Here is a 21,718-nt window from a genome sequence, read left to right as displayed (position 1 = left end):
GCCACGTCCTCATCACGGACACCTCGGCGGCGTCGACGTCATGAAGGGCCGCATCGCGAACACGAACGCGCGGTCAGGTCGAGCGCCACCTGGCGTCGGTGGTCGTTGCCTCCCACTCCCCGGTCTCATCCTGCACCCACCCCCGACTCGACCATCCGGCCTCGCCATAGGGCAGGAACACGAAGTCCAGAGCACCCGGCCCTCGGATTCGCTGGCCATCGACGAACAGGAGTAGGTCGCAGGATGCCCTGGCAGACTCCCCGAAGTTGACGGTGACGCAAACGACTCCGCAGACCTCGAGCCGCAAGGCCGGGCTGACCACCCCGCAGACATTCACGCAATTGGATGCGCAGGCGTGACCCGGCTGGTCGTCGCTGACGAACCACGAGGTTGGCTCGAACCGGAGGCCGGTGAACGCCGATAGCGACTCGACCAACCCGCCGAGCAGCGCACGCCACTCGGCCTCTGAACGAAGCCTCGGGTTCGGATCGAGCAGGTTTTGCACGTCGGCCTATGCTCCCCACGTACGCTGTCCCCAGCCTGGGAGCAACGTCACTCCCGGGACCGGCGAGGTGCTCCAAAATGGAGCGGAAACGCCCCCAAGACAGATCCGGTCGGCCGGAATCGGTCATGGGGAGGCCTTAAAGACAGGTCCGGTCGGTCGGGATCGGTCATGGGGAGGCCCCAAAGACAGGTCCGGGTGGCCGGCGTAGCCTTTGGGGACGCCCCAAAGACGGGTCCGGGTGGCCGGCGTAGCCTTTGGGGACGCCCCAAAGACGGGTCCGGGTGGCCGGCGTGGTCTTTGGGGACGCCCCATAGACAGCTCCGGGCGGTTGGGAGCGGTCATGGGCAAGCCCCAAAGGCAGGTCCGGGTGGCCGGCATGGTCTTGGGGGAGGCCCCATAAGCAGGTCCGGGTGGCCGGCATGGTCTTCGGGGAGGCCCCAACGCCAGGTCCGATCGGCCGGCAGGGTCTTTGGGCGCCCCTGGGCGTCCTCCCCTCAATGCTTCAGCGAAATGTCCGCCAGCTCCATCCGCGCGTCGTTCAGGAACGGGCTGTCCGGGAAGCGGCGGATGAAGGCGCGCAGCGTGGTCTTCGCATCGTTCCAGGCCTGGATGTCGACGAGGCACTCGCAGAGCAGGAACATCGCGTCGTCGGTGATCTCCTTGTCCGCCGAGGCCTCGGAGAGCTGCATCAACATCGGGATCGCGTCGCGCTGCCGGTTCAGCTTGCGGTAGGCGCGCGCGAGGTTCAGCCGCGCCGAGGGCGTGTGCGCCGCGTTCTCCTTCATCCGGATCGCGTCCTCGAACGCGACGGCCGCCTCGTGCCAGCGGCCCGTGCGCAGGTGGTCGAGCCCGAGCTGGTAGCTCTTGATGCCGAGTTCGGCCCGCGCCGTGTCCACCGCGTCCGTGAAGAAGGCGATCTCGGCCCGCGAGAGCGGCTCCTTCCGCAGCGCCTCGAAGCCGTCGATGATCTCCTGCCGCCGGCCCGCTCGTACGAGCTCGTAGAAAGCCGCCGCCGCCGACTCCGCCCGCGTCCGGTCGTCCGCGCGCCGCTGCATCTCCTTCACGTCGGTGTCGAGCTTCAGGATCTTGTCCTGCGCCTGCTTGGTCTCGGCTTGCACCGAGTCGATGCGCGCATCCCAGGCGAGCTTCACCACGCCGATCACGACCAGGACGAAGAGCAAGTTGGCGCTGGCGCTGTTCCAGAACGCCCGCCGCTCGAAGCCGAGCTGGCGCTTGGAGATCGTCTTGAGGTCGGCCGCCAGGGCGTTCGTGAGGTTGTTCGTCTTGATGATGAGCCCGCGGGACTCGACGATCTCACGCTTGATCTCCCGTAACTCGTCGTCGAATTGATCCATGATCTTGCGTCGGCAGGGTGGGGTAGTCGCCTCGCCCCTTGTGCGCCACCCCCTTGCCTGTGCTAAGGGGGGCGCCCAAGTCAAGCTACCAGGAAGCGCCCCGCATGGACACGAGCGACATCCGTAAAGGCCTCAAGATGATGCTCGATGGGAGCAAGGACCCCTTCTCCGTCATCGAGTTCCAGTTCGTTAAGCCTGGCAAAGGTCAGGCCTTCACCCGGGTGAAGCTGAAGAACATGGCAAACGGCAACGTGCTCGAGCGGACGTTCAAGTCGGGCGAGAAGCTCGAGCCGGCGAACGTCGAGACGCGCACGTACCAGTACATCTACCCGGAAGGCTCCGACTTCGTGTTCATGGACCAGAACACGGGCGAGCAGATCAACGTCCCCGGCGACAAGATCGGCGACGATGCCCAGTGGCTCTCCGACGGCATGAACGTCGACGTCACGCTCTTCAACGAGCAGCCGATTGGCATCGAGATTCCGCCGAGCGTCGTCCTCCAGATCACGAGCTGCGAGCCGGGCGTGAAGGGCGACACCGCGAGCGGCGCCACCAAGCCCGCCACGCTCTCGACCGGCGCGACCATCAACGTCCCGCTCTTCGTCAAGGAAGGCGAGTGGGTCAAGGTCGACACCGAGGGCGGCAAGTACCTCGAGCGCGTGAACCGCTGAAAAGGTCCTTCCCCGCGGAAGAGACCGAGCTTTCGACAGAGCTACCGCAGCGTCGTCGTTCGTGCTTTGATCGAACGAGCGACGTGGATCCGTGAGGCGGCGGCTTTGTCGAAAGCACTCCCCAAGTTCAGCCAGCTCCTCGAAGGCGTGGACTTCTACAAGGAAGCCCAGAAGGTCGTCTTCACGTCCGTCTACCACCTGAAGCGCGGCTACTGCTGCCACTCGAAGTGCCGGCACTGCCCTTACGGGCTCGGCGTGGCGCAGAAGGTCTCGGTGGAGATCCAGGGCCTCGAGTGCCTCGCGTGCACGCCCGAGGGCGCCGCCGACAAGGGAGAAACCAAACCTTAGGTCCGCGTTTTTCGGGTTTCCCGTCCCGGACGCGACGCGACGCGCGGCGGTTTGGCTCTGTTGCAACGCTTCGCCCCCCGAAAAACAGCGAATTCCGGCGACATCTGCTTCGCTCCCACCACGAGTTCGGCTATAGGCGAACGAGTGGCGCACGCTCGGGTCGTCTGCCGACCACGCGTTTGCCCGGCCCGCACTCGCGGCCAACCCCCAGGTCTCTCGTGACCCGGCGACGTCCGTTGTCGGTGAAGTAGGAGCTTTTCGGATGCGATCGATCGGATTCCTCGTGATGGCGGGCTTCGGTGCCCTGTCCATGTGGGCCTGCACTGTCGAGACGAACCCCGGGGGCAACACCGGCGGGAGCGGGGGCATGGGCGGCGCGGGCTCTTCGGTGTCGTCGAGCTCGTCGAGCTCGGTCGCGCAGAGCTCGTCGTCGGGCGGGATGTGCGACCCGACCTTCGACCCGACCTGCACCGGCCTGCTCAACCCGAACGAGTGCGGCACGTGCATCGAGGCGAAATGCTGTGATCAGCTCGCCGAGTGCGCCGGGAGCGAGTGCGCGGCGGGGTGCTTCGACTGTCTGACGGGCGACGACGTCGCCTGCAACGACATGGACCCGAAGTACTACGACAACCTGTTCATGTGTCTGCAGACGTCCTGCCCGACGGAGTGCTTCCCGCCTCCGCCGGACTGGACGTGCAACCCGCCGGCCGCGGCCCCCTCGGGCGGGTCCTGCATCAAGATCGACGCGACGTTCAAGTGCAACCCGGTCACGAACGAGCCCTGCAACACGGCCGCGGGCGAGGCCTGCGACATCAACAGCGGCGGCGGCTACCAGTGCTGGCCGGCGCCCAACACGGCCACGCTCTGCGGTGACTGCGACGGCTCGGCCGGGCCCTACTGCGAGGGCGGCAAGACGTGCAGCGGCAGCAAGTGCGCGCGTTACTGCTGCACCGACGAGGACTGCGGCGGCAACGGCGCGACGTGCGACACGTCGGGGGAGTACCCCGGCGGCGCTGGCCTCTGCATCGGCCAGGTCGGTAGCAGCGGCCAGGGTGGCATGGGCGGCATGGGCGGCGCCGGTGGCGCAGGCGGCCAGGGCGGCATGGGCGGCTCGGGCGGCGCAGGCGGCATGGGCGGCGCCGGTGGTGCCGGTGGCGCGGGCGGCATGGGCGGCATGGGCGGCCGCGGTGGTGCCGGCGGCGCCGGTGGTGCCGGCGGCGCGGCCACGGGCGGCATGGGCGGCATGGGCGGCATGCCCTGATTCGTCGGGATAACTCGCTCTGATCGGATCGTCGGCCTCCGGGCGCCTCGCGCGTTCGGAGGCCGATGCGTTTTTCCAACAAGACGAACCGCGCTAGGCTGCCGTCGTGATGACGCTCCGCGCGGGGGTGCTCGCCGTCGTGCTCGGTCTCGCCTCCGTGGCGTCCGCCGAGCCGGCCGCGCCGGACGAGCGCGCGAGGGCCAAGGCGACGTACGAGCAAGCCGAACGAGCCGCCGCCGAGCTCAGGTTCGGCGAGGCGCTCGCGGGGTACGAGACGGTCCTGTCGATCGATCCCTCCGCGCCGTTCGCCCGGATGGCCCGCACGCGCGCCGCCGATCTTCGCGCCCACGCCGAAGGGGACTTCGCGCCCCTCGCGCGCCTCGAAGCCGTGCGCAGGACGCCGAGCCCGGACCGCGCCACGATCGAAGCCCTCGCACGCGACGCCGCGACGTTCCCGCCCGGCCGCGTGCGCGCCGAGGCGCGGCTCATCGTGGCCGAAGCATTCTGGCATCGCTTCGACGATCCGAGCCGCGCCGCAACCGCGCTCGGCGAAGCGATCGCGGATCCCGCCGCCGACAAGCTCACACGCGCGCTCGCGCTGAACGAGCTCGCGGCGCTCGAGCGTGAGCGGGGGGATCTCGCGGCGGCCTACCGCGCGGTGTCGCAGGCTCCGGACCTCGTTCCGAGCTTGTACGCCGAGATCGGGCGGCTCGTGCGTCGCGCCAAGATCGCGCGGGTCGCGTCGGGCGTGCTCGGCGCGCTCGGGCTCATCGGCGCGCTGTCGATCGTGCGTCTCTTCCGGAAGCCGGGGCGTGATCCCGAGGCGATCGTGCGCGCCGTGATCCGCCCCTCGTCGGTGGCCTTCGCGCTTTACCTCGGGGGCGCGGCGGCGATCCTGGTCCGGCATCACGGCGAGGGCGACGTGCGGCCGTTTTTGTGGCTCGGGTTTGGCGTGCTCGGCGTGGACATCGTGGCGCGGGCGTGGCGGCTCGGGTCGCGAGATGGGCGCACGGCCGCGCGGATCGGTCGAGCGATCGTGTGCATGATCGGCGTGCTCGCCGCGGCGTTCCTGTCGCTCGAAGGCGCGAACGCGGGCTACCTGGAGAGCTTCGGGTTGTGAGAGACGAGCGGGACGACGGGGACGAGGCGCGCCGTGATCCGGAGGGCGCCGTGGAGATCGGGCCGGGGCCGATCGCGGCGGACGAGATCCTCGTGGTGCGCAGGGGCCCCGGGGCGAACTGCTCGTCGGTGGGGAGCGCGCTCGATCTCTTGTTTCTCTCGGCCGTCGCCGCGGGCGTGGTGATGGCGGGGATCGCGGCGGCATTCGGGGGCGACGCGGAGGAGCGCAAGGACAAGGCGCGCGGCGAGCGCAACGGGAAGCGTGACGAGGGAGGCGATGCGGGCGCGCGTTGAACCGTTCGGCGCGTGGGTGCGGCTCGACGACGGCACGCTCGTGGCGATCGATCGCAGCGCGGCCGAGCGGCTCGGGCTCGCGGGCGGCGCGGTCTGGCGAGACGCGGAGACGACGCGCCGAACGAGGCCCCTCGAAGCGCACGTGGCGGTCACGTCGCGATGCGGGGCCGGGTGCAAGGGGTGTTACCTCGACGCGCGGCCCGACGGCGAGAGCCCGCCGTTCGAGGTGATCACGGCGCGGCTCGCGGCGCTCGCGGCGGCGGGCGTGTTCACGGTGGCGTTCGGGGGCGGCGAGCCGCTCACGAGGCCCGACCTCGGCGAGCTCGGCCGCGCCGCCCGGCGCCTCGGGCTTGTCCCCGTGCTCACCACGAGTGGCATCGGCATGACGAACGAGCGGGCGCAGGAGCTTGCGAGCTTCGCGCAGGTGAACGTGAGCTACGACGGCGAGGGCGCGGCGTACGGCGAGGTGCGCGGCTGGGAAGGCGCGCGCGTCGCGGAGCGGGCGATGCGGCTGCTCGCGGAGGCCGGCGTGCCGTTCGGGATCAACGTGGTGCTCACGCAGAAGACGTTCGACGCGCTCCCCGAGACGGCGCGGCGGGCGGCGTCGCTCGGCGCGCGCGAGCTTCAGCTCCTCCGGTACAAACCCGCAGGGCGCGCGGCGGACGTCTCGTACCTGGCGACGCGGCTCTCGCCGGCGCAGGTCGACGCGCTCGGGCCCACGCTCGAAGCGCTCTTCGCCGCGACGAACCTCGCGATCCGCGTCGACTGCTCGCTCGTGCCGCTCCTCTCGGGCCACGTGCGGGACGCGGCGGCGCTCGCGCGGTTCGGCGTGCTCGGCTGCGAGGCGGGGCGTTACCTCGCGGCCGTGCGGATCGACGGAGCGCTCGCGCCGTGCAGCTTCGCGCCGGCCGCGGACGCGCGGGCCGAGGACGCGTGGCAAGGCGGCGCGAGCGCGGCGTGGGCGACGGACACGACGCTCGAAGCCTGGCGCGCGCCGCACGACGCCGAGCCTTGCCGGTCCTGCGAGATCCGCTCGGTGTGCCGGGGCGGATGCCGCGTGGTCGCGACGCACCTCGGCGGCGCGCTCGGCCCGGATCCGGAGTGCCCGCGTGTCCGCGCCCATCGCGCGCGGACGCAGAGTGCAGAGGAGCGCACGCGTGCCGGCGGCGCGTAGACGGCTCTTCGTGGCGCTCGCGTTCGGCTTCGCGGGAGCGGCGCTCGCCTACGTCGTGCTTCGGCTGATCGAGTCCCGGTGGTTCCCCGAGCCCGATCCGGCGATCGTCGTCTGGTCGGATCGCAGCCGCTTCGTGTGGCGCGCGCTCCTCGCGGCGTATGCCGGCGGCGCGGCGGTCTTCGGCGGCCACGCGCTCGCTTCCCGATCGATCGAGGCCGCCGCCGTCTGGCTCGGGCGCATCACCTTCGCCGCCGCGATCGCGCTGGCCCTCCAGGGAGCGCTCGTCCCATGACGTCCGAGCTCCTCCGCCGCGTCGCGCTCGTCCACGCCGTCGTCGCCTGGATCTCGGCCCTCGCCCTCGTCGCGCTCACCGTCGCCCTCGTACGGCTCCGCAAGGACGCGCCGCCCGCGCGCTGGATCCGCCTCGCATCCGCGGCGACGACCTCCCTCGTCGTGGCCTCCTTCGCGACGGGCGCCTTCCTCGATCTCCCGTACCGCGTCCACCTCCGCCAGCGCCTCTTCCTCGCCTCGCGCGCGCTCGGCTGGCTCTTCGAGCGCAAGCTGCACCTCTCCTTCGGCGCGCTCGTCTTTGCCTGCGTCGCGCTCCTGGCCCTCCTCGCGGCCGACCCCGCGCGCCACGACGCTCTTTCGCGCGCCCTCTGCCGCGCCGCGCGCCTTGGCTACGTGGCCGCTGCGATCTTCGCGCTCGCCGCGTGCGTGATCGGCACCCTCGTCGCCATGCGCGCTCGGTTCTGATCAGTTCAGCTTCATCAAGCTGAGCAGGATCTCGAACACGATGAGCACCACGATCGAGCCTTCGAGGAAGAGCATGCGGCGCGTCTGGCTGAACTCGATCAGCGTCCCGAGCGTCTCGCGGATCGTCGACAGCTTGATCTCCAGCGCCTTGTGCCGCTCCTGGATCTCGAGGTTGTTCCGCAGCTTGTCGTGCAGACGATCGGCGGCCTCGCTCTCCCAGGTGAGGTCGGGTTTGTCGAGCAGCGAGATCGCCGTGATGATCTCGACCTGCGAGGCCATCGCCGTGCCCACGAACCGCACGAAATCACGCGTCCTGCCGAGCGGCCGCCCCTGCCGCCCCACCTCGCCGGCCACCGCGCCCACGCGATCCAGGATCGCCTGCACGTCCTCGTCGTAGTAGTCGATCGCCACCGACTGCGCGAGCACGGTGGCGATGACGTCGAGCGTGGCCGAATCGACGTCCGGCACGACGACACGATCGAAGCGGACCTCGACGGCGGAGCCGGGACGCACCTCGATGAGGAAGCTCTCGCGCAGCGGCGGATGCGGCTCTTGCTGGAGCTTGTTGTTGAACGTCTCGACGATGCCCTCGCGCTCGGCGTCGGGGACGTTCACGAACACGATCGCCCCGAAGTCGAAGAGGTAGGCGAGCCGGTCGCCGTCGAGCGACACGATGAGCTGCGTCTTCGTCGAGCGCATGCCGCGGTCGGGCGGCAACCAGGCCTCGACCTCACGCAGGTTGAAGCGCGACGCGTACGAGTAGGCTTCGACCGGATAGATGCGGGACATGGCGGTTTCGGGCCCGCGCCGCGCGTGCCCGCCTGCCTCAGTGTCCCCGCCCGGGAGCGCCCGCGCAACGTGCCTCCGCGGCACGCCCCGGGCGCTCTGTCGTTCTCAGAAGCTCGCCTGAAAGACCGGGATTTTCACCTCGCGCGCTTGCGCGACCCCGAACTTCGCCATCTCTTCCTGCGTGTACACCGGGCGAATCTCCACCGCGGGCACGCCGAGCGCGAGCCGCCCTTCGTGCACGTCCACGAACGACATCGGCACGTGCACCGGACGCTTGCTCGTCCGCGGCAAGGCCGGCTCCCCCGCCGGCTGGTTCTGCACCGGCTCGTTCGGGTAGCTCTCCGGCGCCTTGTAGAGCGTGGCGTTCAACGTGACGATGATCGTCGGGATCACGAGCGCCATGCCGCCCGCCAGCATGTAGAGCGGCACCTCGGCCGGCGGCGCCGACTGCTCGATGAAGTACCCACCGATCCCGCCGCCGACCGCGGCGAGCGGGGGGAACACGAGGTACGGCCAGCCCTTGCTCACGCCGAACGCGCCCATCCCGATCGCGACGATCTCGCCGCCGAGCAGGGCGCCACCCACGATCCCCTTTGCCGTGCCGACGACCGGCTCGGCCGCGGCTTTGCTCGGCTCTCCCGTGAGCGTCGCGACGCCGAGCGCCGCCGCCGTCACCCACGTGCCGATCCTGGTCCGACCGTGGGGCAAAGACCCCACTCCCGTTCGTGCCGTTCGACCCAAAGCCATGCTCTCCCGCGCCCGTCCGCCGGAGGCCGGGCAGCTAGCTCATCCGGTGCGCGAGCCTAGCATGGTATTCGAAATGCTCGTGCTGCCTCGTTAGTTCAGCAGCTTCCGCGACAACTGGCGCACGGCCTCGCGGGCGGCCCGCTGCATCGCGCGCTCGACCTGCTTCGACGTCGCGTCCCCTCGCACGACGATCGCGCACGCGTCGCCTTCCATCTCGAACCTCGCAGCCGGCTCTGCCGAGGAAGCCTCCCCAGCCGCGCGGATCGGGATCTCGACCTTCAGCGAGCCCACCTGGAGCTCGACATATCCCATCAGAGCTTTGTCCATCAGCGACTGCATGGTCGGAACGTGGGTCCTTGCGTTGCGCTTGGCAAGGTCGCGTCCGCGCCCCTTGCGTGCTCGATCCGGCGCGCGATCCGGCGCCGCATCCGCTTCCCTGCCCGTATTTTTCCGCGTTCCTCCGTCCGTCCTCATCACGACGTGCGGCCGGGGCCGCGGAAACTTGACGTGCCTCGCGAAGGCATCCAAGGTCGCGCGCAGATGCAAACCCTCACGTTCTCAGGCACGTTTACCGCGCTCGTCACGCCGTTCACCACGGATGGCGACGCTGTTGATCTCGCCGCGCTCGACGCGCTCGTCGAGGCGCAGATCGCGGGGGGCGTCTCGGGCCTCGTGCCTTGTGGCACCACGGGCGAATCGCCGACGCTCTCGGACGAAGAGCAGGTCCTCGTGATCAAGCGTGTCGTCGAGGTCGCGAAGGGACGCGTGCCCGTCGTGGCCGGGACGGGATCGTTCTCCACGAAGAAGACGATCAGCGCGTCGAAGGCGGCGCTCGCGGCGGGCGCCGACGCCGTCATGGTCGTGATGCCGTACTACAACAAGCCCTCGCAGGACGGCATGCGCGAGCACGTCCTCTCGATCGCGCGCGCGGTCCCCGCCCCGATCGTCCTCTACAACATCCCGGGCCGCTGCGTGGTGGACCTCTCGGCGGAGACGACGGCGCAGATCTGCGAGCGCGCGCCGAACGTGGTCGCGCTGAAGGACGCGACGGGCAACGTGCTCCGCTGCCAGGAGCTCAAGCGCAAGCTCGGCGACAGGCTCACGGTGCTCTCGGGCGACGACGCGCTCACGCTGGCGTTCGGCGCCGTGGGCGCGAGCGGGGTCATCAGCGTCACGTCGAACGTGCGCCCGCGTGAGGTCAGCGAGGTGACGCGCGCGCTCCAGGCGAACGATTTCGCGCGGGCGCGGGCCTGCCATTTCGCGCTCGTCGAGCTGCACAACACGATGTTCCTCGAACCCAATCCGGCGCCAGCGAAGGCGGCGCTCGCGGCGATGGGCCGCATGACGCCCGCGGTGCGGCAGCCGCTTTTGCCGGCGAGCGACGCCACGCAACGCAAGGTGGCCGAGGCGCTCGCGCAGCTCGACGCGAGCTTCCCGAAGGCCGCCTCGTGAAGCTCGCGATCGCGGGCGCCACGGGGCGCATGGGGCAAAGCATCGTGCGCCTCGCCGCGCAGGAGGGGTTTTCGATCGTCGGGGCCCTTGCCTCCCCACAATCCCCCCACCTCGGGCGTGACGTGGGCGAGGTGGCCGGCGCGGGCATCCTCGGCGTGGCGATCGGCGACGACGTGGCCTCGGCGCTCCTCGGGGCGGACGTGGTGATCGACTTCTCGCGCCCCGAGGCGCTCTCGCGTGTGCTCACGGTGGCGCGGCGGAAGAACGTCGCGGTCGTGAGCGGAACGACGCGGCTCGACGCGGACACCGAAAAGAAGCTCGACGAGGCGTCCGCGACGATCCCCGTGCTCTGGGCGCCGAACACGAGCCTCGGCGTGCAGGTGCTCGCCGAGATCGTGGCCGAAGCGGTGCGACGGCTCGGCCTCGGGTTCGACGTGGAGATCGTCGAGACGCACCACAAGGCGAAGGTGGATTCGCCGAGCGGCACGGCGACGCGGCTCGCGGACGCGGCGCGCGACGCCCGAAAAGGATTGCGCACGGTCACGGGGCGCGAGGGCAACGTGGGGCCTCGCGCGGCGGATGAAATCGGCGTCTTTGCGGTGCGGGGCGGCGACGTGATCGGCGATCACACGGTGCACCTCCTCGGCCCGGGCGAGCGGCTCGAATTGACGCACCGGGCGACGAACCGGGACCTGTTTGCCCGCGGGGCCTTGCGCGCGGCGCGGTATCTATTCGGAAAACCGGCGGGCCGGTATTCGATGGCCGACGTGCTCGGGTAACCGGCGTCGCGCCCCCTTCCACGAGAGCCCTTCCTCCCCTTGCTCGTGCTCGGACATTGTTCATCCCCTCCGGGGTGAACAATGCCTTGATGCCTCGGGCGAATTTCCTATCCTCTGCTCCCGAAAAAGGAGCCTCTCATGAACGGTCTTCGAACGGTCGCCGCTTGCCTCACGGCCTTCTTCCTCGCCGGCTGCGGAGCCAATGGCGGCGAGGAGCAGACGCAGGAGGAGGACCTCGCCGAGTTCGAGGCCCTGCGCGAGGAGCTCGAAGGGAGACGCGACGTCTTCATCGAGACGCCGGCGCAGGACTTCTTCGCCACCGGCAATACCCTCTACTGGGTCGAGGTCGGGAGCGGAAACCCGCTCCTCCGCAGCTTCGACGACAGCAAGAAGCAGCGCACCGATTACACCTTCAAGCCCTACCTCACGGGCGTCTCGAGCCCGAACCCGGTGGACAACATCAATTTCGCGGCGTCGAGCACCATGGTCGCCTCGATGAACCAGCTCGACGGCGCGAACACCTACGCCGCCGGTTCGCCCGAAATGCCACGCGGCAAGCTCGTCCTGCCCGCGCCGCCCTTCGGCCAGAAATGGTGGGCCTATTCGGTGACGGGCGACGATCTCTACGTCACGGTGATCCACGGCGACACCGGCAAGTACGTCCTTCAAAAGTGGACGCCCGGTCAGGCGAACCCGACGGACGTGCTCGCGCTCGACGACCTCATCGCGCCCAACGTGATGGGTGAATTCACGAACTTCGCCGTCAACGGCACGACGCTCATGTTCAGCGAAGGGGGCCGCCTCTGGCTCGCGGAGCTCACCGACATGAAGGCGAAATGGGTGCAGAACGACAAGCGCGTCGGCGGCGCGGATTTTTATCCCGGCGGGGCCGTCTACTCGCAGGACCGCGAGTTCTTCCGCTATGACAAGGCCACCGACACGCGCGAGAACATCACGGAGAAGATCAAGGCCAGTTATTCGATGAACAAGACGTTCATCGAGGCGCATCACCCGGGCCACGACATGACGTGGTGCAAATTCAAGAACAAGATCGTCTACGAGGGCAACTTCGGGCTCTTCGCCTACGACCTCGAAAACGAGACCACGACGCCGCTCTTGCTCGACGCGCGTGACAACAGCGTCGTCTACAAGTACCCCGTGGCGGTCGGTACCGGGACGCTTTTCGTCAAAGGCCTGGAGAGCCAGAGCGGCGCGACCGGCGCGGACGGCCCGATGTTCTCGCTCGCGGCCGCGAATCTGCTCTGACCGTCGCAGTTCTGCGATCACCGTTCGCGCGGATGCATCGTTGACCCCCGGAGCTACGGGTGGTTCGATGACGTATGACGATCACGCCCGCCGGCTCCGCCCAGGCCCTCGTCGCCGTCCTTCGTCATGATGATCCGAGCGCGCTCGCCGCGCTCCTCGACAACCTCCCCGCGAAGAGCCCGGCGCTCGTGCCGATGGCGGCATTGATGAAAGCCCACCGGTCGCTCGATCTGCTCCTCTCGCGAGGCTTTTCGGCCAACGAGACCCGCGTCGATGGTTTGGCCGGGCTCCACCTCGTGCGGGACGCGAAGATGGTTCGGATGCTCGTGGCCGCGGGCGGCGACGTGAACCTCGCGTCGCCGGGCGGCACGCCGCTCCACCTCGCCGCGGCGAATGCGGGGCCGCCCGTCCTCAAGGCGCTGCTCGACGCCGGGGCCGATCCGAATGCCATCTGCGACCGTCCCCCCACGCGTTTCACGCCGCTCCAAATCGCCTGCGAGCTCGGCCGCACCCAGGCGGTGAAGGCGCTGCTCGCCCGGCCGCCCGTGCATGAGACCTGCTTCTTTGTGACGGCCGAATTCGTCACGCGATCGGAAAAAAAGTCCCTCGCCGTGCTCGACCTGCTGCTCGCTGCATTCGGCGCCGACATGCAGCCGCCCGCCGGTTACGATTCTTTGCTGCACATCGCCTCGAAGGCAAGGTGCGCCGACGGGGTCGAGCTCTTGCGCCGCCACGGCGCCGCGCAGCCGTGAGGGGACGTCATCCCCTCGCGGACCACGCGCGCTTCCAAGGCCCCTGCCCGCCGTCCTCTTCATGCCACGCCGTGCACTTCGGGCATTCGGACGTTTCCTCGGCATGCGGGGAACGACACGAACCGCCCGCCGCGCGGATCGCTGCATGCGAGGACGCGCACCGAACCCCCTTCGTGCGCTTCCGCTGAACGACGCGGACTGCGCCAAGCGCCCTCGGTGCACATCCCTGCACGCCGCGGAAGCTTCCAAAGCCCCTCTGCGCCGTCCTCGAAGTGCGGAGCCTTGCACCCATAACGCGAGCAAACTTACTCTGCACGGATGGACGACCCTCGTGAGGACGCGCCCACGGACCCCTACCGCACGCGCGGCGCGTTCGCCCTCTCCGCCTTCCGGCGCGAGCGGGCGAGCGGTGGGCGGTTTGCGTGGGCAGCGCTCCTGGCTACATGCGTAGCTGTGTGCGTGGCGCCGATGGGGTGCGGGTCGAGCGAGGAACATGCGGTCGCGCCCGAGCGGACGCAGGGTTCGCTCCCTGCGCGTACGGTCCGTGCGCTGCAAGCGTGCGCGGAGGAGGGTACCGGGCGGCTTCGGCGCCAGGCGTACGAGATCGGTTTCAAGGTCGAGCTCACGGACGACCGGGTGCAGGCGGTGGCGCCCAAGGGCCCGCGGCTCGACGACGCCGGGCTCGAACGGTGCATGATGAATGCGCTGCGGACGATGGCGGACGCGGGGTTCTCGACGGATAGGACCGAGCTGGTCTCCTACGGCGGGCACCTGCCCGCGCGAGGCGTGCTGGCGAACGTCACGGTGCTGCCCGAGATCGTCAAGCTGGCCGAGGTGGTCGTCGCGGCCCCCGGAGGGGTGACGATCGTTGTGGTCGTGGTCGTCGTGGTCATCGCGGCTGTGGTGTTGTCGGAGGACGAGCCGCAGGAGGAGGTGGTCGAGGCGATCAAGAGGTGGCCCAGGAAGGTCCTGGAAAAGTGCCAGCCCCGGTTCGACGAGTGTCTCGGAAATAAATCTCAGCCGGATTGGAACCAGGAAATGTTCGGAGAAAAGAAGGACTGTCGTTCATGTTTTGACGAGTGCAAAAAGGACAAGGGCCAATGGCCAAACTACAAATGTCCGCCGCCGGGTTGGAAACCGAACTGAATCCGATGCAGGAGGGAGACGACATGCCGTCCGTCGACGAACCCCATCCGCTCTGCTGGTTTTGCCGGAAGAAGCCCGCGACCGAACTTTACATCCAGCCCAAGTCTACCAAAAGGGTGTGCGCGACCTGCCTCGACCGGCTGCAGGTGCAAGATGCCTACGAGCACGCATGGCTCCATTTCCTGGTGTTGGAGGACGAGGAGCGATACGAGGAAGTGCTCGCGGGTATCGGTGCCTTCCTGGAGGCGAACCGCCACCGCGATCACGACCAGTGGCTGGCTCGAAGCATCACCCGAGATCGATCCTCGGTCCTGTTCGAGGCGGGCCGTTACCCAGAGGCCGACGAGGCGTGTGATGCGTGGGGGCGGTTCCCCTTTGATAACGTCACGGATCGATGGTTCCACGGGAGCGTAAAAGCGCAAATCGTGCAGGCGCTCGGGAGGCCTCAAGAAGCCCTTTCGATCTTCGAGGAGGCGTTCAGCCATCAGGATCCGAGGTACGCGTCGGCCATTCCCTATTACCTGCATTGGCTGGTCGATTTTTCAGACGCCGTCGGCCAGCCGGTCGACGAGAAATGGCGGTGCGTCGCGGAGGCGGGAGCGGAGGACTTTGCCGTCGAGATGCCCGTCCGGGGCTCGCTCGGCGAGAGCATGCTCGCGCTCGCGGAGATGACCCGAGAAATGCCGTCGAAGAGGCAGAGGGAGTGGGAAGCAAAACACGGCGGCGGAACCAGCGAAGGTGAGCCGTGAACTACACCGAGCACACCAACGGCCTTGCCCTCGTGTAGTGGGCGGACGTACTCTGCACGGATGGACAACCCTCGTGAGGACACCCCGACCGACCAGTACCGCACGCGCGGCGCGTTCACCCTCTCCGCCGTCCGCGCGGACGCCGAGACGCAGGGGATGGAGGCCGGTTTCGCGGCCGTCCACGCCGAGCTGAAGACCAAACATCGCGAGCAAGAGGACCTGGAGGAGCAGGTCCAGGTGCACGAGGCCGTGATCTCCGGCTGCGACCGTGTCGTCGATCGGCTCGTCCGCTCCTTCGACCTGCGCCTCTTCGACCTCTGCAACAAGAACCGGGACGATCCGCGTTATCGGCGTTCTTTCCCCGAAGGTCTCCGCTCCGTGACGGAGGCCGACGCGCGCGAGGTCGTGCCCAAGAGGGTCCGCGCCCTCCTCAAGGCCCTCGACGAGGACAAGGACAAGCCCGGCTTCACGCCACTCCACGGCGAATACTTCGCCCGGCTCCTCGGCGCCGTGGAGGCCGTCGAGGCCGCGGACGCCGCGTGCACGAAGGTCGAGGACGAGCTCGCGTTCTTGAAAGAGAAGACGCTCGCGGACGTGAAGCGCCGCTGGGTGGAGGAGCGAATCAAGCTGCACGCGGATCTGACGAAGAAGTTTCCGAACGACTCCGCGCGGGTGGAGTCGTACTTCAGCCGATTCGCAAAGCCGCGAAAGAAGAAGGGCGCCACGAGCGAGGGGTGATGAAGGAGCTTTCGATTTCGGTCCTGGCCCTCTGCCTCGTCGCCTGCGGTCCCGATTGGAATGGCACCTTCGTCGGGGACCTCTCGCAGAGCGGTGATTGCTCCGATGGTTCGTCCGTCCCCGAAACGGAAGAGACCCTCGAACTGACCTTGTACGACAATGGCGACACCGTCGCGTGGGACGCTGCGTGTGGCGCCACGGTCATCGCCGACGTGGAGGGGGATACCGCGCGGGTGCGTCAAACCAGTTGCCCCGCCGAGACGGTCAACGGGACGACACGAAGCCTGACCATCCAAGACGGGACCCTCACGCTCACCGACACGTCGCTGCGCGTGGAGCTCGCGTTGACGGCGACGCTCTCGGGCGCCTTGACGGGGACCTGCGAGCTCACCGCCGAGGGCAGGCTCGCGCGTCTGGCGGAGTAACCGGCACGCGCCTGGGACGTACCCAGCCGCGCCCAGCCGTCCCCCACGCTTCCCCTGCCCCAAGCCGCCCGTTTGCGCTACGTTGCGCGCCCCATGTCCCAGACCCGCGACCTCCTGCTCGAAATCGGCTGCGAGGAGCTGCCCGCTTCGTTCGTCGACGCCGCGCTCCGCGCGCTCCCCGATCTCCTGAAGAAACGCCTCTCGGATCTGCGCCTCGTGCACGGCGCGATCCACGCGCTCGGTACGCCGCGCAGGCTCGCCGTGCTCGTCTCCGGCGTCGCCGAGCGCCAGCCGGATCTCGAAGAAGAGGTCACGGGTCCGCCCGTCAAAGCCGCGTTCAAGGACGGCGTGCCCACGAAGGCGGCCGAGGCGTTCGCGTCGAAGATCGGCGGCGCCGTGGCAGATCTGCGCCGCGTCGAGACGCCGAAAGGCGAGTACCTCGTCGGCACGCGGCGCGAAGCCGGCAAGGCCGCCTCCGCGCTCCTGCCCGAGGCCCTCGCGCAGATCGCGACGTCGATCCCCTTCCGCAAATCGATGCGCTGGGGCGCGGGGGATTTCGCGTTCGGCAGGCCGATCCACTGGATCATCGCGCTCTTCGGCGAGGACGTGCTCGACGTCGAGGTCGCCGGCGTGAAGAGCGGGCGCGTCACCTACGGCCACCGCTTCCTCGCGCCGGGCATGATCTCGATCGGCTCGGCCGGCGCATACGTGGACGCGCTCCGCACCGCACACGTGCTCGTCGATCCCGAGGAGCGCGCGCGGAGGATGCGCGAGCGCCTGCTCGAAGCCGCGAAGTCCGCGGGCGGCACGCTCATCGAGGACGACTTCCTCATCGAGGAGAACCTCTCGCTCGTCGAGGAGCCGCACGTGATCGTGGGCGGCTACGGCGACGAGTTCCTGGAGCTGCCCGAGCGCGTGATCCTCGCGGTCGCCAAGGGCCACCAGCGGTACTTCGGCCTGCGAGGGCAAGACGGCAAGCTCCTGCCGAAGTACCTCTCGGTCGTGAACACCGCCGAGAACCCGGGAAACATCCGGCGCGGCAACGACAGCGTGATGCGGGCGCGGCTCTCGGACGCGCGCTTCTTCTACCGCGAAGACGTCAAGGTGCCCCTCGCCGAGCGGCGCACGAAGCTCGCCGGCATCGTCTTCCAGAAGCGGCTCGGCACGATGCTCGGCAAGGCCGAGCGCGTCGAGCGGCTCGCGCGTGAGCTCGGCCTTTTGCTCCAGCTCCCCGAGCCTACGATCATGGCCGCGGTGAGCGGCGCGCACATCGCGAAGTGTGACCTCGTCTCGCTCATGGTCGGCGAGTTCCCCGAGCTCGAAGGCGAGATGGGGCGCTCCTACGCGCTCGCGCAAGGCACGAGCCCCGAGGTCGCCGACGTGATCCGCGAGCATTACCAGCCGAAGGGCGCGCAGGAAGCGACGCCGCCGTCGGACGCGGGCGCGCTCGTGTCGATCGCGGATCGGCTCGACACCATCGTCGGCTGCTTCGCCATCGGCCTCACGCCGACGGGCGCGGCCGATCCGTACGGCCTGCGGCGCGCGTGCCTCGGCATCCTGCGCACCGTGCTCGATCGAGGGTTCGACCTGCGCCTCTCGGACGCGTTCCGCGCGGCGTACGACGGCTACGGCGGCGTCTCGCTCGACCTCGGGCCCGGCGAGCTCGGCGACAAACTCGGCGACTTCTTCACCGAGCGCCTGCGCGGCCTGCTCGAAGCGAAGCTGCCGAGCGACGCGGTCGCGGCGGCGTTGCCCGTTGCCTCCGATCGTCCGCTCGACGCGCGGGCGCGGGCGACGGCGCTCGCGGGCCTCGACGCGGACACGCGTGCGCGGGTCGGCGAGGTCTTCAAGCGCGCCACCAACATCGCGAGCGGCGCGTCGGCCGGCACGCCGACCCCGCCGCGGGCCGAGGATCATGCGAGCGAGAAGGCCGTGCACGACGGCTACCTCGTGCTCGCGGCCAAGCTCGTCGATCTGCGCCGCGTGGGCGACTATGCGGGCGCGCTGCGCGAGGTCGCGAGCTTCGCGCCGCTGCTTCACCGTTACTTCCTCGACGTGTACGTCATGACGGACGACCTGCCCGTTCGCGAGAATCGCCTGCGCCTCATGCGGGCCATCAGCGAGACGTGCGCGACGATCGCGCGGCTGGAGCTGCTCGGCGAACGGAAAGAAGCCTGACGGAAGGCCGTCCTCTCCTCTGCTAAGGTCTCGGGGCAGCGACACCTCCCGCATGAACCCCGACCTCGTCCGACTCGGATTCACCCCTCCTTTCGCCGGCCATTTCGCCGCGCACGCCGCCGAGCATGCGTCCGCGCGGCGGCCTGCCCGCATCGTCACCGAGCACCGGGGCGCCTACCGCGTGCACGACGGGACGAGCGAGCGCTGGGCCGTCATCACGGGCCGGCTGCGGCATGAAGCCGAGAGCGCGCTCGACATGCCGGCCGTCGGCGATTGGGTCGTCCTCGACGAGACGCCGGACACGGAAGGACGCGCCGTCATCCAGGCGATCTTGCCGCGCCGCACCGCCTTCGTTCGCCGCGCGGCGGGGCTCGACAAGAAGCCGCAGGTCGTCGCGGCGAACGTCGATCACGTCTTCCTCGTGAGCTCGCTCAACCGCGACTTCAGCCCGCGCAGGCTCGAGCGTTACCTCGCGCTCGCCCGCGAGAGCGGCGCCGAGCCCGTCATCCTCCTGAGCAAAGCCGACCTCGTCGACCCCGGCCCTGCGATCGAAGCGGCCGCGGCGATTGCGCGCGGCGTGCCCATTCATGCGTCGAGCTCGCTGACGGGCGAGGGCATCGAGATCGTGCACGGCTACCTGCGCGACAACACGACCGGCGTGCTGCTCGGCTCCTCCGGCGTCGGCAAATCCACGCTGATCAATCGCCTGCTCGGCGAGGATCGCCTCGCCACCTCGCCGGTCCGCGACGACGACGACAAGGGCCGCCACACGACCGTGCGGCGCGAGCTCGTGGTGCTCCCGACGGGCGGCATCGTGATCGACACGCCGGGCATGCGCGAGATCGGCCTATGGGACACGGGTTCGGGGCTCGACGAGGCCTTCGACGACGTCGCGGCTCTCGCGGCCCATTGCCGCTTCAGCGATTGCCGTCACGAAAAAGAGCCTGGATGCGCCGTGCAGAAAGCCGTCGCGGAGGGCGCGCTCTCGGCCGATCGGCTCGCGAGTTACAAGAATCTTCAAAAAGAGGGCGATCGGCTCGAAATGGCCTCGGACCCGCGGGCGCGTACCGAGGAGATTCGCAAAAACCGCGTGCAGGCGCGCGCATTGCGGGCGCACCTCCAGAAAAAGCGCGGCTGACCCGCATTCGCTGCCCCTTGCGCTCGCCCCACGATCGAGGCGACCATACCGCCCATGCACGTTGCCTTCGTGGTGCACATGGTGAAGGGCGCAGACGCCGACACGCTCCTCTCGGAAGAGACCAAGCGCGATACGCAGGCCGTCGTGATGTCGCTCGACGACGCCGGCAAGATGGGCTTCTCCACGTCCGGAATCACGGCGAAGCCCGGCCAGGAGGTGAACATCATCATCGTCGCGCGCCGCGACGCGCCCTGGGTCCGCCGTCAGATCGAGGCCCACGACCACGTCGCGGGCTTCCACGAGGTCGACGTCAACCTCGCCTGAAGCGCTCCTACGCGAGGAACGACGAAAGCAAGTCGGTAACACGCGCCGCGTCTGTGATGTGCGGCGTGTGCCCGAGCCCCGGCAACATCACGAGTTGCGCGTGTGGCATCGCGGCCGCGGCGCCGATCGCGATCGGCGCGGGCAAGAACGGATCACGCTCGCCCCACACGAGGAGCGTGTCGGCGTCGATCCGTTGGAGCTCCGACGATCGCTCGTACGCGGGGCCGACGATCGGCAAGAGCGCGTCGAACGCCCGCACCGGCGGCGCCTTGCCACCGAGCACGGAGAAGAGCTCGACTTCGAGGCGCGTGAGGCGCTCGCTCCACGCATCTCCCTGTGCGGCGCGCGGCAACGCCAGGGCGCCGAGCGTCCGCGCGATGCGCTCCGGCCCGAGGCGAAAGAACGCGCGCGACCGCAGGCTCGCAAAGGGACCAAGCCCCATCGAAGCGACGAGCGCGAGCTTCGGCGGCCGCACATGCCCGCCGAGCGCGAGTTCCAGCGCGACGAGCCCGCCGAGCGAGTGCCCGACGAGCGACGCCTCCGCGAGGCCGAGCTCGCGCACGAGCGCGGCGATGGGCTCGACGAAAAAACGCACCGCCGCGTCGCGATCCTCGCCGCGGAACGGCAGCGACGACGAGTGACCGAACCCGGGCAAATCCACGGCGATCACGCGATGCGAGCGCGCGACCTCCACGAGCGCCGGCGCCCAGATCGTCCCCGCATCCCCCCGCCCGTGCAGGAAGAGCACCGGCGCGCCTTGCCCGCCTTCCAGCGTCCGCAACGTCACCGGCGGCAGCGCCCTTCGCTTGACCTCAAACGAATCGCCGAGCGACGCGAGGATCGCCGCCTCGACCGGGCCCGGCCGCGACACCACCGCGTGGATGTCCGTCACCGCTCGTCCCTCTTCCGCGCGAGCACACGTGCGTAGAGCTCGCGCCGCGGACGGCCTGACACGAGCGCGAGCTCGTCGGCGATGTCCTTCGGCCGCCGGCCGCGCGCGAGGTGCTCGTCGATGAGCCGATCGAGTTCTTCCTCGCCGACGAGCGGGCCCTTCGGCGCCTCGCCCGGCCCGATCACGATCGTCACCTCGCCGAGCGTCTCGCGCGCGGCGGCGATACGCGCAAGCTCGGGGAGCGGGCCACGCAGAATCTCCTCGTGCACCTTCGTCAGCTCGCGCGCGACCGCGCCGGACCGGTTCGGCATGCTCGTCGCGAGATCGGCGAGCGTCTCGGCCGTGCGCTCCGGCGATTCGAAGAGCACGACCGACTCGGGCGTCGCGCGCACGAGCTCGAGCGCGTCGCGCCGCTCGGGCCCCTTGCGCGGCAAAAAGCCGAGGAACCGAAACGCGCCCGTGCACAGGCCCGACGCCGAGAGCGCCGCCATCACCGCGCTCGGGCCCGGGATCGGCACGACACGCACGCCGGCCTCGGCCGCCGCGCGCACGAGGTCCGTGCCCGGATCACTCACGACGGGCGTGCCCGCATCCGTCACGAGCGCGACGTCTTCCCCCGCCAGCAATCGCTCGACCACGCGCGCCACGTCGTGCGCCGAGGCATGCGCGTCGAGCCTGTCGATCGGCTTGCCCGTGATGCCGAGGTGCGTGAGCAGCCCGCGCGTCCTGCGCGTATCCTCGGCGGCCACGCGGGCCGCATTGCGGAGCGTCTCCGCCGCACGTGGCGACAGATCACCGAGGTGGCCGATCGGCGTGGCCACCACGGAGAGCACCCCTCGCTCGGGCGCGCCGCTCACGGC

General features: G+C 69.5%; 26 protein-coding genes. 19 read left to right on the top strand and 7 right to left on the bottom strand.

Going from position 1 to position 21,718, the window contains the following annotated elements; all coding sequences use genetic code 11:
• Positions 1 to 73: 73 nt before the first annotated feature.
• Positions 74 to 505, bottom strand: coding sequence for a hypothetical protein (locus QHF89_RS19900; RefSeq protein ID WP_136966389.1), 432 nt, complete (start codon positions 503 to 505; stop codon positions 74 to 76).
• A 494-nt stretch (positions 506 to 999) separates the two neighbouring features.
• The gene (locus QHF89_RS19895) at positions 1,000 to 1,860 is read right to left on the bottom strand and encodes a tetratricopeptide repeat protein (protein ID WP_136966390.1); all 861 of its coding nucleotides are present in this window, start codon (positions 1,858 to 1,860) and stop codon (positions 1,000 to 1,002) included.
• Positions 1,861 to 1,964: 104 nt separating this feature from the next.
• On the opposite strand from QHF89_RS19895, the gene efp reads away from it, so the two are divergent.
• The 8 genes from efp (at position 1,965) to QHF89_RS19855 (ending at position 7,483) form a co-directional block, all read left to right on the top strand.
• On the top strand, positions 1,965 to 2,531 hold the full coding sequence (gene efp / locus QHF89_RS19890; protein WP_136966391.1) for an elongation factor P: 567 nt from the start codon (positions 1,965 to 1,967) through the stop codon (positions 2,529 to 2,531).
• Between the two features lie 105 nt (positions 2,532 to 2,636).
• Positions 2,637 to 2,879, top strand: coding sequence for a C1orf53 family protein (locus QHF89_RS19885; protein ID WP_136966392.1), 243 nt, complete (start codon positions 2,637 to 2,639; stop codon positions 2,877 to 2,879).
• 262 nt (positions 2,880 to 3,141) lie between these two features.
• On the top strand, positions 3,142 to 4,140 hold the full coding sequence (locus QHF89_RS19880; RefSeq protein ID WP_284720708.1) for a hypothetical protein: 999 nt from the start codon (positions 3,142 to 3,144) through the stop codon (positions 4,138 to 4,140).
• A gap of 106 nt (positions 4,141 to 4,246) precedes the next feature.
• Positions 4,247 to 5,260 (top strand): hypothetical protein, encoded by a 1,014-nt coding sequence (locus QHF89_RS19875; RefSeq protein WP_136966393.1) that lies wholly within the window; start codon positions 4,247 to 4,249, stop codon positions 5,258 to 5,260.
• Positions 5,257 to 5,553: a hypothetical protein gene (locus QHF89_RS19870; RefSeq protein WP_136966394.1), complete on the top strand. Its 297-nt coding sequence runs from the start codon at positions 5,257 to 5,259 to the stop codon at positions 5,551 to 5,553. The genes QHF89_RS19875 and QHF89_RS19870 overlap by 4 nt, the downstream gene beginning before the upstream one ends.
• A complete protein-coding gene (locus QHF89_RS19865) occupies positions 5,537 to 6,727 on the top strand; it encodes a radical SAM/SPASM domain-containing protein (protein WP_136966395.1) in 1,191 nt (396 codons plus the stop codon). The genes QHF89_RS19870 and QHF89_RS19865 overlap by 17 nt, the downstream gene beginning before the upstream one ends.
• A complete protein-coding gene (locus QHF89_RS19860) occupies positions 6,711 to 7,019 on the top strand; it encodes a hypothetical protein (RefSeq protein ID WP_136966396.1) in 309 nt (102 codons plus the stop codon). The genes QHF89_RS19865 and QHF89_RS19860 overlap by 17 nt, the downstream gene beginning before the upstream one ends.
• A complete protein-coding gene (locus QHF89_RS19855; RefSeq protein WP_136966397.1) occupies positions 7,016 to 7,483 on the top strand; it encodes a hypothetical protein in 468 nt (155 codons plus the stop codon). Before QHF89_RS19860 ends, QHF89_RS19855 begins: the two co-directional genes overlap by 4 nt.
• Here QHF89_RS19855 and QHF89_RS19850 read toward each other — a convergent pair whose 3' ends face one another.
• The 3 genes from QHF89_RS19850 to QHF89_RS19840 all read right to left on the bottom strand — a co-directional run bounded on the left by QHF89_RS19850 (position 7,484) and on the right by QHF89_RS19840 (position 9,346).
• Positions 7,484 to 8,272 carry an RMD1 family protein gene (locus QHF89_RS19850; RefSeq protein WP_136966398.1) on the bottom strand — a complete coding sequence of 263 codons (789 nt, stop codon included), beginning with the start codon at positions 8,270 to 8,272 and terminating at the stop codon, positions 7,484 to 7,486. It abuts the gene before it with no gap.
• A gap of 105 nt (positions 8,273 to 8,377) precedes the next feature.
• The gene (locus QHF89_RS19845) at positions 8,378 to 8,980 is read right to left on the bottom strand and encodes a hypothetical protein (protein WP_136966399.1); all 603 of its coding nucleotides are present in this window, start codon (positions 8,978 to 8,980) and stop codon (positions 8,378 to 8,380) included.
• Positions 8,981 to 9,109: 129 nt separating this feature from the next.
• Positions 9,110 to 9,346, bottom strand: a complete 237-nt coding sequence (locus QHF89_RS19840) for a hypothetical protein (protein WP_232379325.1) — start codon at positions 9,344 to 9,346, stop codon at positions 9,110 to 9,112.
• A 213-nt stretch (positions 9,347 to 9,559) separates the two neighbouring features.
• Here QHF89_RS19840 and dapA point away from each other — a divergent pair, with 213 nt between their 5' ends.
• The 11 genes from dapA to QHF89_RS19785 all read left to right on the top strand — a co-directional run bounded on the left by dapA (position 9,560) and on the right by QHF89_RS19785 (position 19,966).
• Complete coding sequence (dapA, locus tag QHF89_RS19835) at positions 9,560 to 10,471, top strand: 4-hydroxy-tetrahydrodipicolinate synthase (protein ID WP_136966400.1); 912 nt, start codon at positions 9,560 to 9,562, stop codon at positions 10,469 to 10,471.
• A 29-nt stretch (positions 10,472 to 10,500) separates the two neighbouring features.
• Positions 10,501 to 11,250 carry a 4-hydroxy-tetrahydrodipicolinate reductase gene (gene dapB, locus QHF89_RS19830; protein WP_136927192.1) on the top strand — a complete coding sequence of 250 codons (750 nt, stop codon included), beginning with the start codon at positions 10,501 to 10,503 and terminating at the stop codon, positions 11,248 to 11,250.
• A 138-nt stretch (positions 11,251 to 11,388) separates the two neighbouring features.
• Positions 11,389 to 12,516, top strand: coding sequence for a hypothetical protein (locus QHF89_RS19825; RefSeq protein WP_136966401.1), 1,128 nt, complete (start codon positions 11,389 to 11,391; stop codon positions 12,514 to 12,516).
• A 74-nt stretch (positions 12,517 to 12,590) separates the two neighbouring features.
• The gene (locus tag QHF89_RS19820) at positions 12,591 to 13,268 is read left to right on the top strand and encodes an ankyrin repeat domain-containing protein (RefSeq protein WP_136966402.1); all 678 of its coding nucleotides are present in this window, start codon (positions 12,591 to 12,593) and stop codon (positions 13,266 to 13,268) included.
• A 318-nt stretch (positions 13,269 to 13,586) separates the two neighbouring features.
• Complete coding sequence (locus QHF89_RS19815) at positions 13,587 to 14,414, top strand: hypothetical protein (RefSeq protein WP_136966403.1); 828 nt, start codon at positions 13,587 to 13,589, stop codon at positions 14,412 to 14,414.
• Positions 14,384 to 15,163 carry a tetratricopeptide repeat protein gene (locus QHF89_RS19810; protein WP_136966404.1) on the top strand — a complete coding sequence of 260 codons (780 nt, stop codon included), beginning with the start codon at positions 14,384 to 14,386 and terminating at the stop codon, positions 15,161 to 15,163. Before QHF89_RS19815 ends, QHF89_RS19810 begins: the two co-directional genes overlap by 31 nt.
• A gap of 60 nt (positions 15,164 to 15,223) precedes the next feature.
• Positions 15,224 to 15,901: a hypothetical protein gene (locus QHF89_RS19805; RefSeq protein WP_136966405.1), complete on the top strand. Its 678-nt coding sequence runs from the start codon at positions 15,224 to 15,226 to the stop codon at positions 15,899 to 15,901.
• The gene (locus tag QHF89_RS19800; protein WP_136966406.1) at positions 15,901 to 16,326 is read left to right on the top strand and encodes a hypothetical protein; all 426 of its coding nucleotides are present in this window, start codon (positions 15,901 to 15,903) and stop codon (positions 16,324 to 16,326) included. The genes QHF89_RS19805 and QHF89_RS19800 overlap by 1 nt, the downstream gene beginning before the upstream one ends.
• A 93-nt stretch (positions 16,327 to 16,419) precedes the next feature.
• Positions 16,420 to 18,504, top strand: a complete 2,085-nt coding sequence (gene glyS, locus QHF89_RS19795) for a glycine--tRNA ligase subunit beta (RefSeq protein ID WP_136966407.1) — start codon at positions 16,420 to 16,422, stop codon at positions 18,502 to 18,504.
• Positions 18,505 to 18,556: 52 nt separating this feature from the next.
• Positions 18,557 to 19,642, top strand: a complete 1,086-nt coding sequence (gene rsgA / locus QHF89_RS19790) for a ribosome small subunit-dependent GTPase A (RefSeq protein ID WP_136966408.1) — start codon at positions 18,557 to 18,559, stop codon at positions 19,640 to 19,642.
• A 54-nt stretch (positions 19,643 to 19,696) separates the two neighbouring features.
• Positions 19,697 to 19,966, top strand: coding sequence for a hypothetical protein (locus QHF89_RS19785; RefSeq protein WP_136927110.1), 270 nt, complete (start codon positions 19,697 to 19,699; stop codon positions 19,964 to 19,966).
• A gap of 7 nt (positions 19,967 to 19,973) precedes the next feature.
• Here the strand turns inward: QHF89_RS19785 and QHF89_RS19780 are convergent, their stop codons facing one another.
• The gene (locus QHF89_RS19780; protein WP_136966409.1) at positions 19,974 to 20,858 is read right to left on the bottom strand and encodes an alpha/beta fold hydrolase; all 885 of its coding nucleotides are present in this window, start codon (positions 20,856 to 20,858) and stop codon (positions 19,974 to 19,976) included.
• A complete protein-coding gene (gene rsmI / locus QHF89_RS19775) occupies positions 20,855 to 21,715 on the bottom strand; it encodes a 16S rRNA (cytidine(1402)-2'-O)-methyltransferase (RefSeq protein WP_136966410.1) in 861 nt (286 codons plus the stop codon). The genes QHF89_RS19780 and rsmI overlap by 4 nt, the downstream gene beginning before the upstream one ends.
• Positions 21,716 to 21,718 lie beyond the last annotated feature (3 nt).

This window comes from Polyangium sorediatum (assembly GCF_029946465.1).
GTDB classification, from domain to species: domain Bacteria; phylum Myxococcota_A; class Polyangia; order Polyangiales; family Polyangiaceae; genus Polyangium; species Polyangium fumosum.
This window is presented reverse-complemented; position numbering and strand designations above follow the sequence as displayed.

What these genes read in the sequence shown, in the direction of transcription:
- glyS (WP_136966407.1), top strand. Translation starts at nt 16,420, where the DNA reads ATGTCCCAGACCCGCGACCTCCTGCTCGAAATCGGCTGCGAGGAGCTG.
- QHF89_RS19840 (WP_232379325.1), bottom strand. Translation starts at nt 9,346, where the DNA reads ATGGACAAAGCTCTGATGGGATATGTCGAGCTCCAGGTGGGCTCGCTG.
- QHF89_RS19865 (WP_136966395.1), top strand. Translation starts at nt 5,537, where the DNA reads ATGCGGGCGCGCGTTGAACCGTTCGGCGCGTGGGTGCGGCTCGACGAC.
- QHF89_RS19820 (WP_136966402.1), top strand. Translation starts at nt 12,591, where the DNA reads ATGACGATCACGCCCGCCGGCTCCGCCCAGGCCCTCGTCGCCGTCCTT.
- QHF89_RS19895 (WP_136966390.1), bottom strand. Translation starts at nt 1,860, where the DNA reads ATGGATCAATTCGACGACGAGTTACGGGAGATCAAGCGTGAGATCGTC.
- QHF89_RS19880 (WP_284720708.1), top strand. Translation starts at nt 3,142, where the DNA reads ATGCGATCGATCGGATTCCTCGTGATGGCGGGCTTCGGTGCCCTGTCC.
- rsgA (WP_136966408.1), top strand. Translation starts at nt 18,557, where the DNA reads ATGAACCCCGACCTCGTCCGACTCGGATTCACCCCTCCTTTCGCCGGC.
- QHF89_RS19810 (WP_136966404.1), top strand. Translation starts at nt 14,384, where the DNA reads ATGTCCGCCGCCGGGTTGGAAACCGAACTGAATCCGATGCAGGAGGGA.
- dapA (WP_136966400.1), top strand. Translation starts at nt 9,560, where the DNA reads ATGCAAACCCTCACGTTCTCAGGCACGTTTACCGCGCTCGTCACGCCG.
- QHF89_RS19850 (WP_136966398.1), bottom strand. Translation starts at nt 8,272, where the DNA reads ATGTCCCGCATCTATCCGGTCGAAGCCTACTCGTACGCGTCGCGCTTC.
- QHF89_RS19800 (WP_136966406.1), top strand. Translation starts at nt 15,901, where the DNA reads ATGAAGGAGCTTTCGATTTCGGTCCTGGCCCTCTGCCTCGTCGCCTGC.
- QHF89_RS19825 (WP_136966401.1), top strand. Translation starts at nt 11,389, where the DNA reads ATGAACGGTCTTCGAACGGTCGCCGCTTGCCTCACGGCCTTCTTCCTC.
- QHF89_RS19855 (WP_136966397.1), top strand. Translation starts at nt 7,016, where the DNA reads ATGACGTCCGAGCTCCTCCGCCGCGTCGCGCTCGTCCACGCCGTCGTC.
- QHF89_RS19805 (WP_136966405.1), top strand. Translation starts at nt 15,224, where the DNA reads ATGGACAACCCTCGTGAGGACACCCCGACCGACCAGTACCGCACGCGC.
- dapB (WP_136927192.1), top strand. Translation starts at nt 10,501, where the DNA reads ATGGGGCAAAGCATCGTGCGCCTCGCCGCGCAGGAGGGGTTTTCGATC.
- efp (WP_136966391.1), top strand. Translation starts at nt 1,965, where the DNA reads ATGGACACGAGCGACATCCGTAAAGGCCTCAAGATGATGCTCGATGGG.
- QHF89_RS19815 (WP_136966403.1), top strand. Translation starts at nt 13,587, where the DNA reads ATGGACGACCCTCGTGAGGACGCGCCCACGGACCCCTACCGCACGCGC.
- QHF89_RS19785 (WP_136927110.1), top strand. Translation starts at nt 19,697, where the DNA reads ATGCACGTTGCCTTCGTGGTGCACATGGTGAAGGGCGCAGACGCCGAC.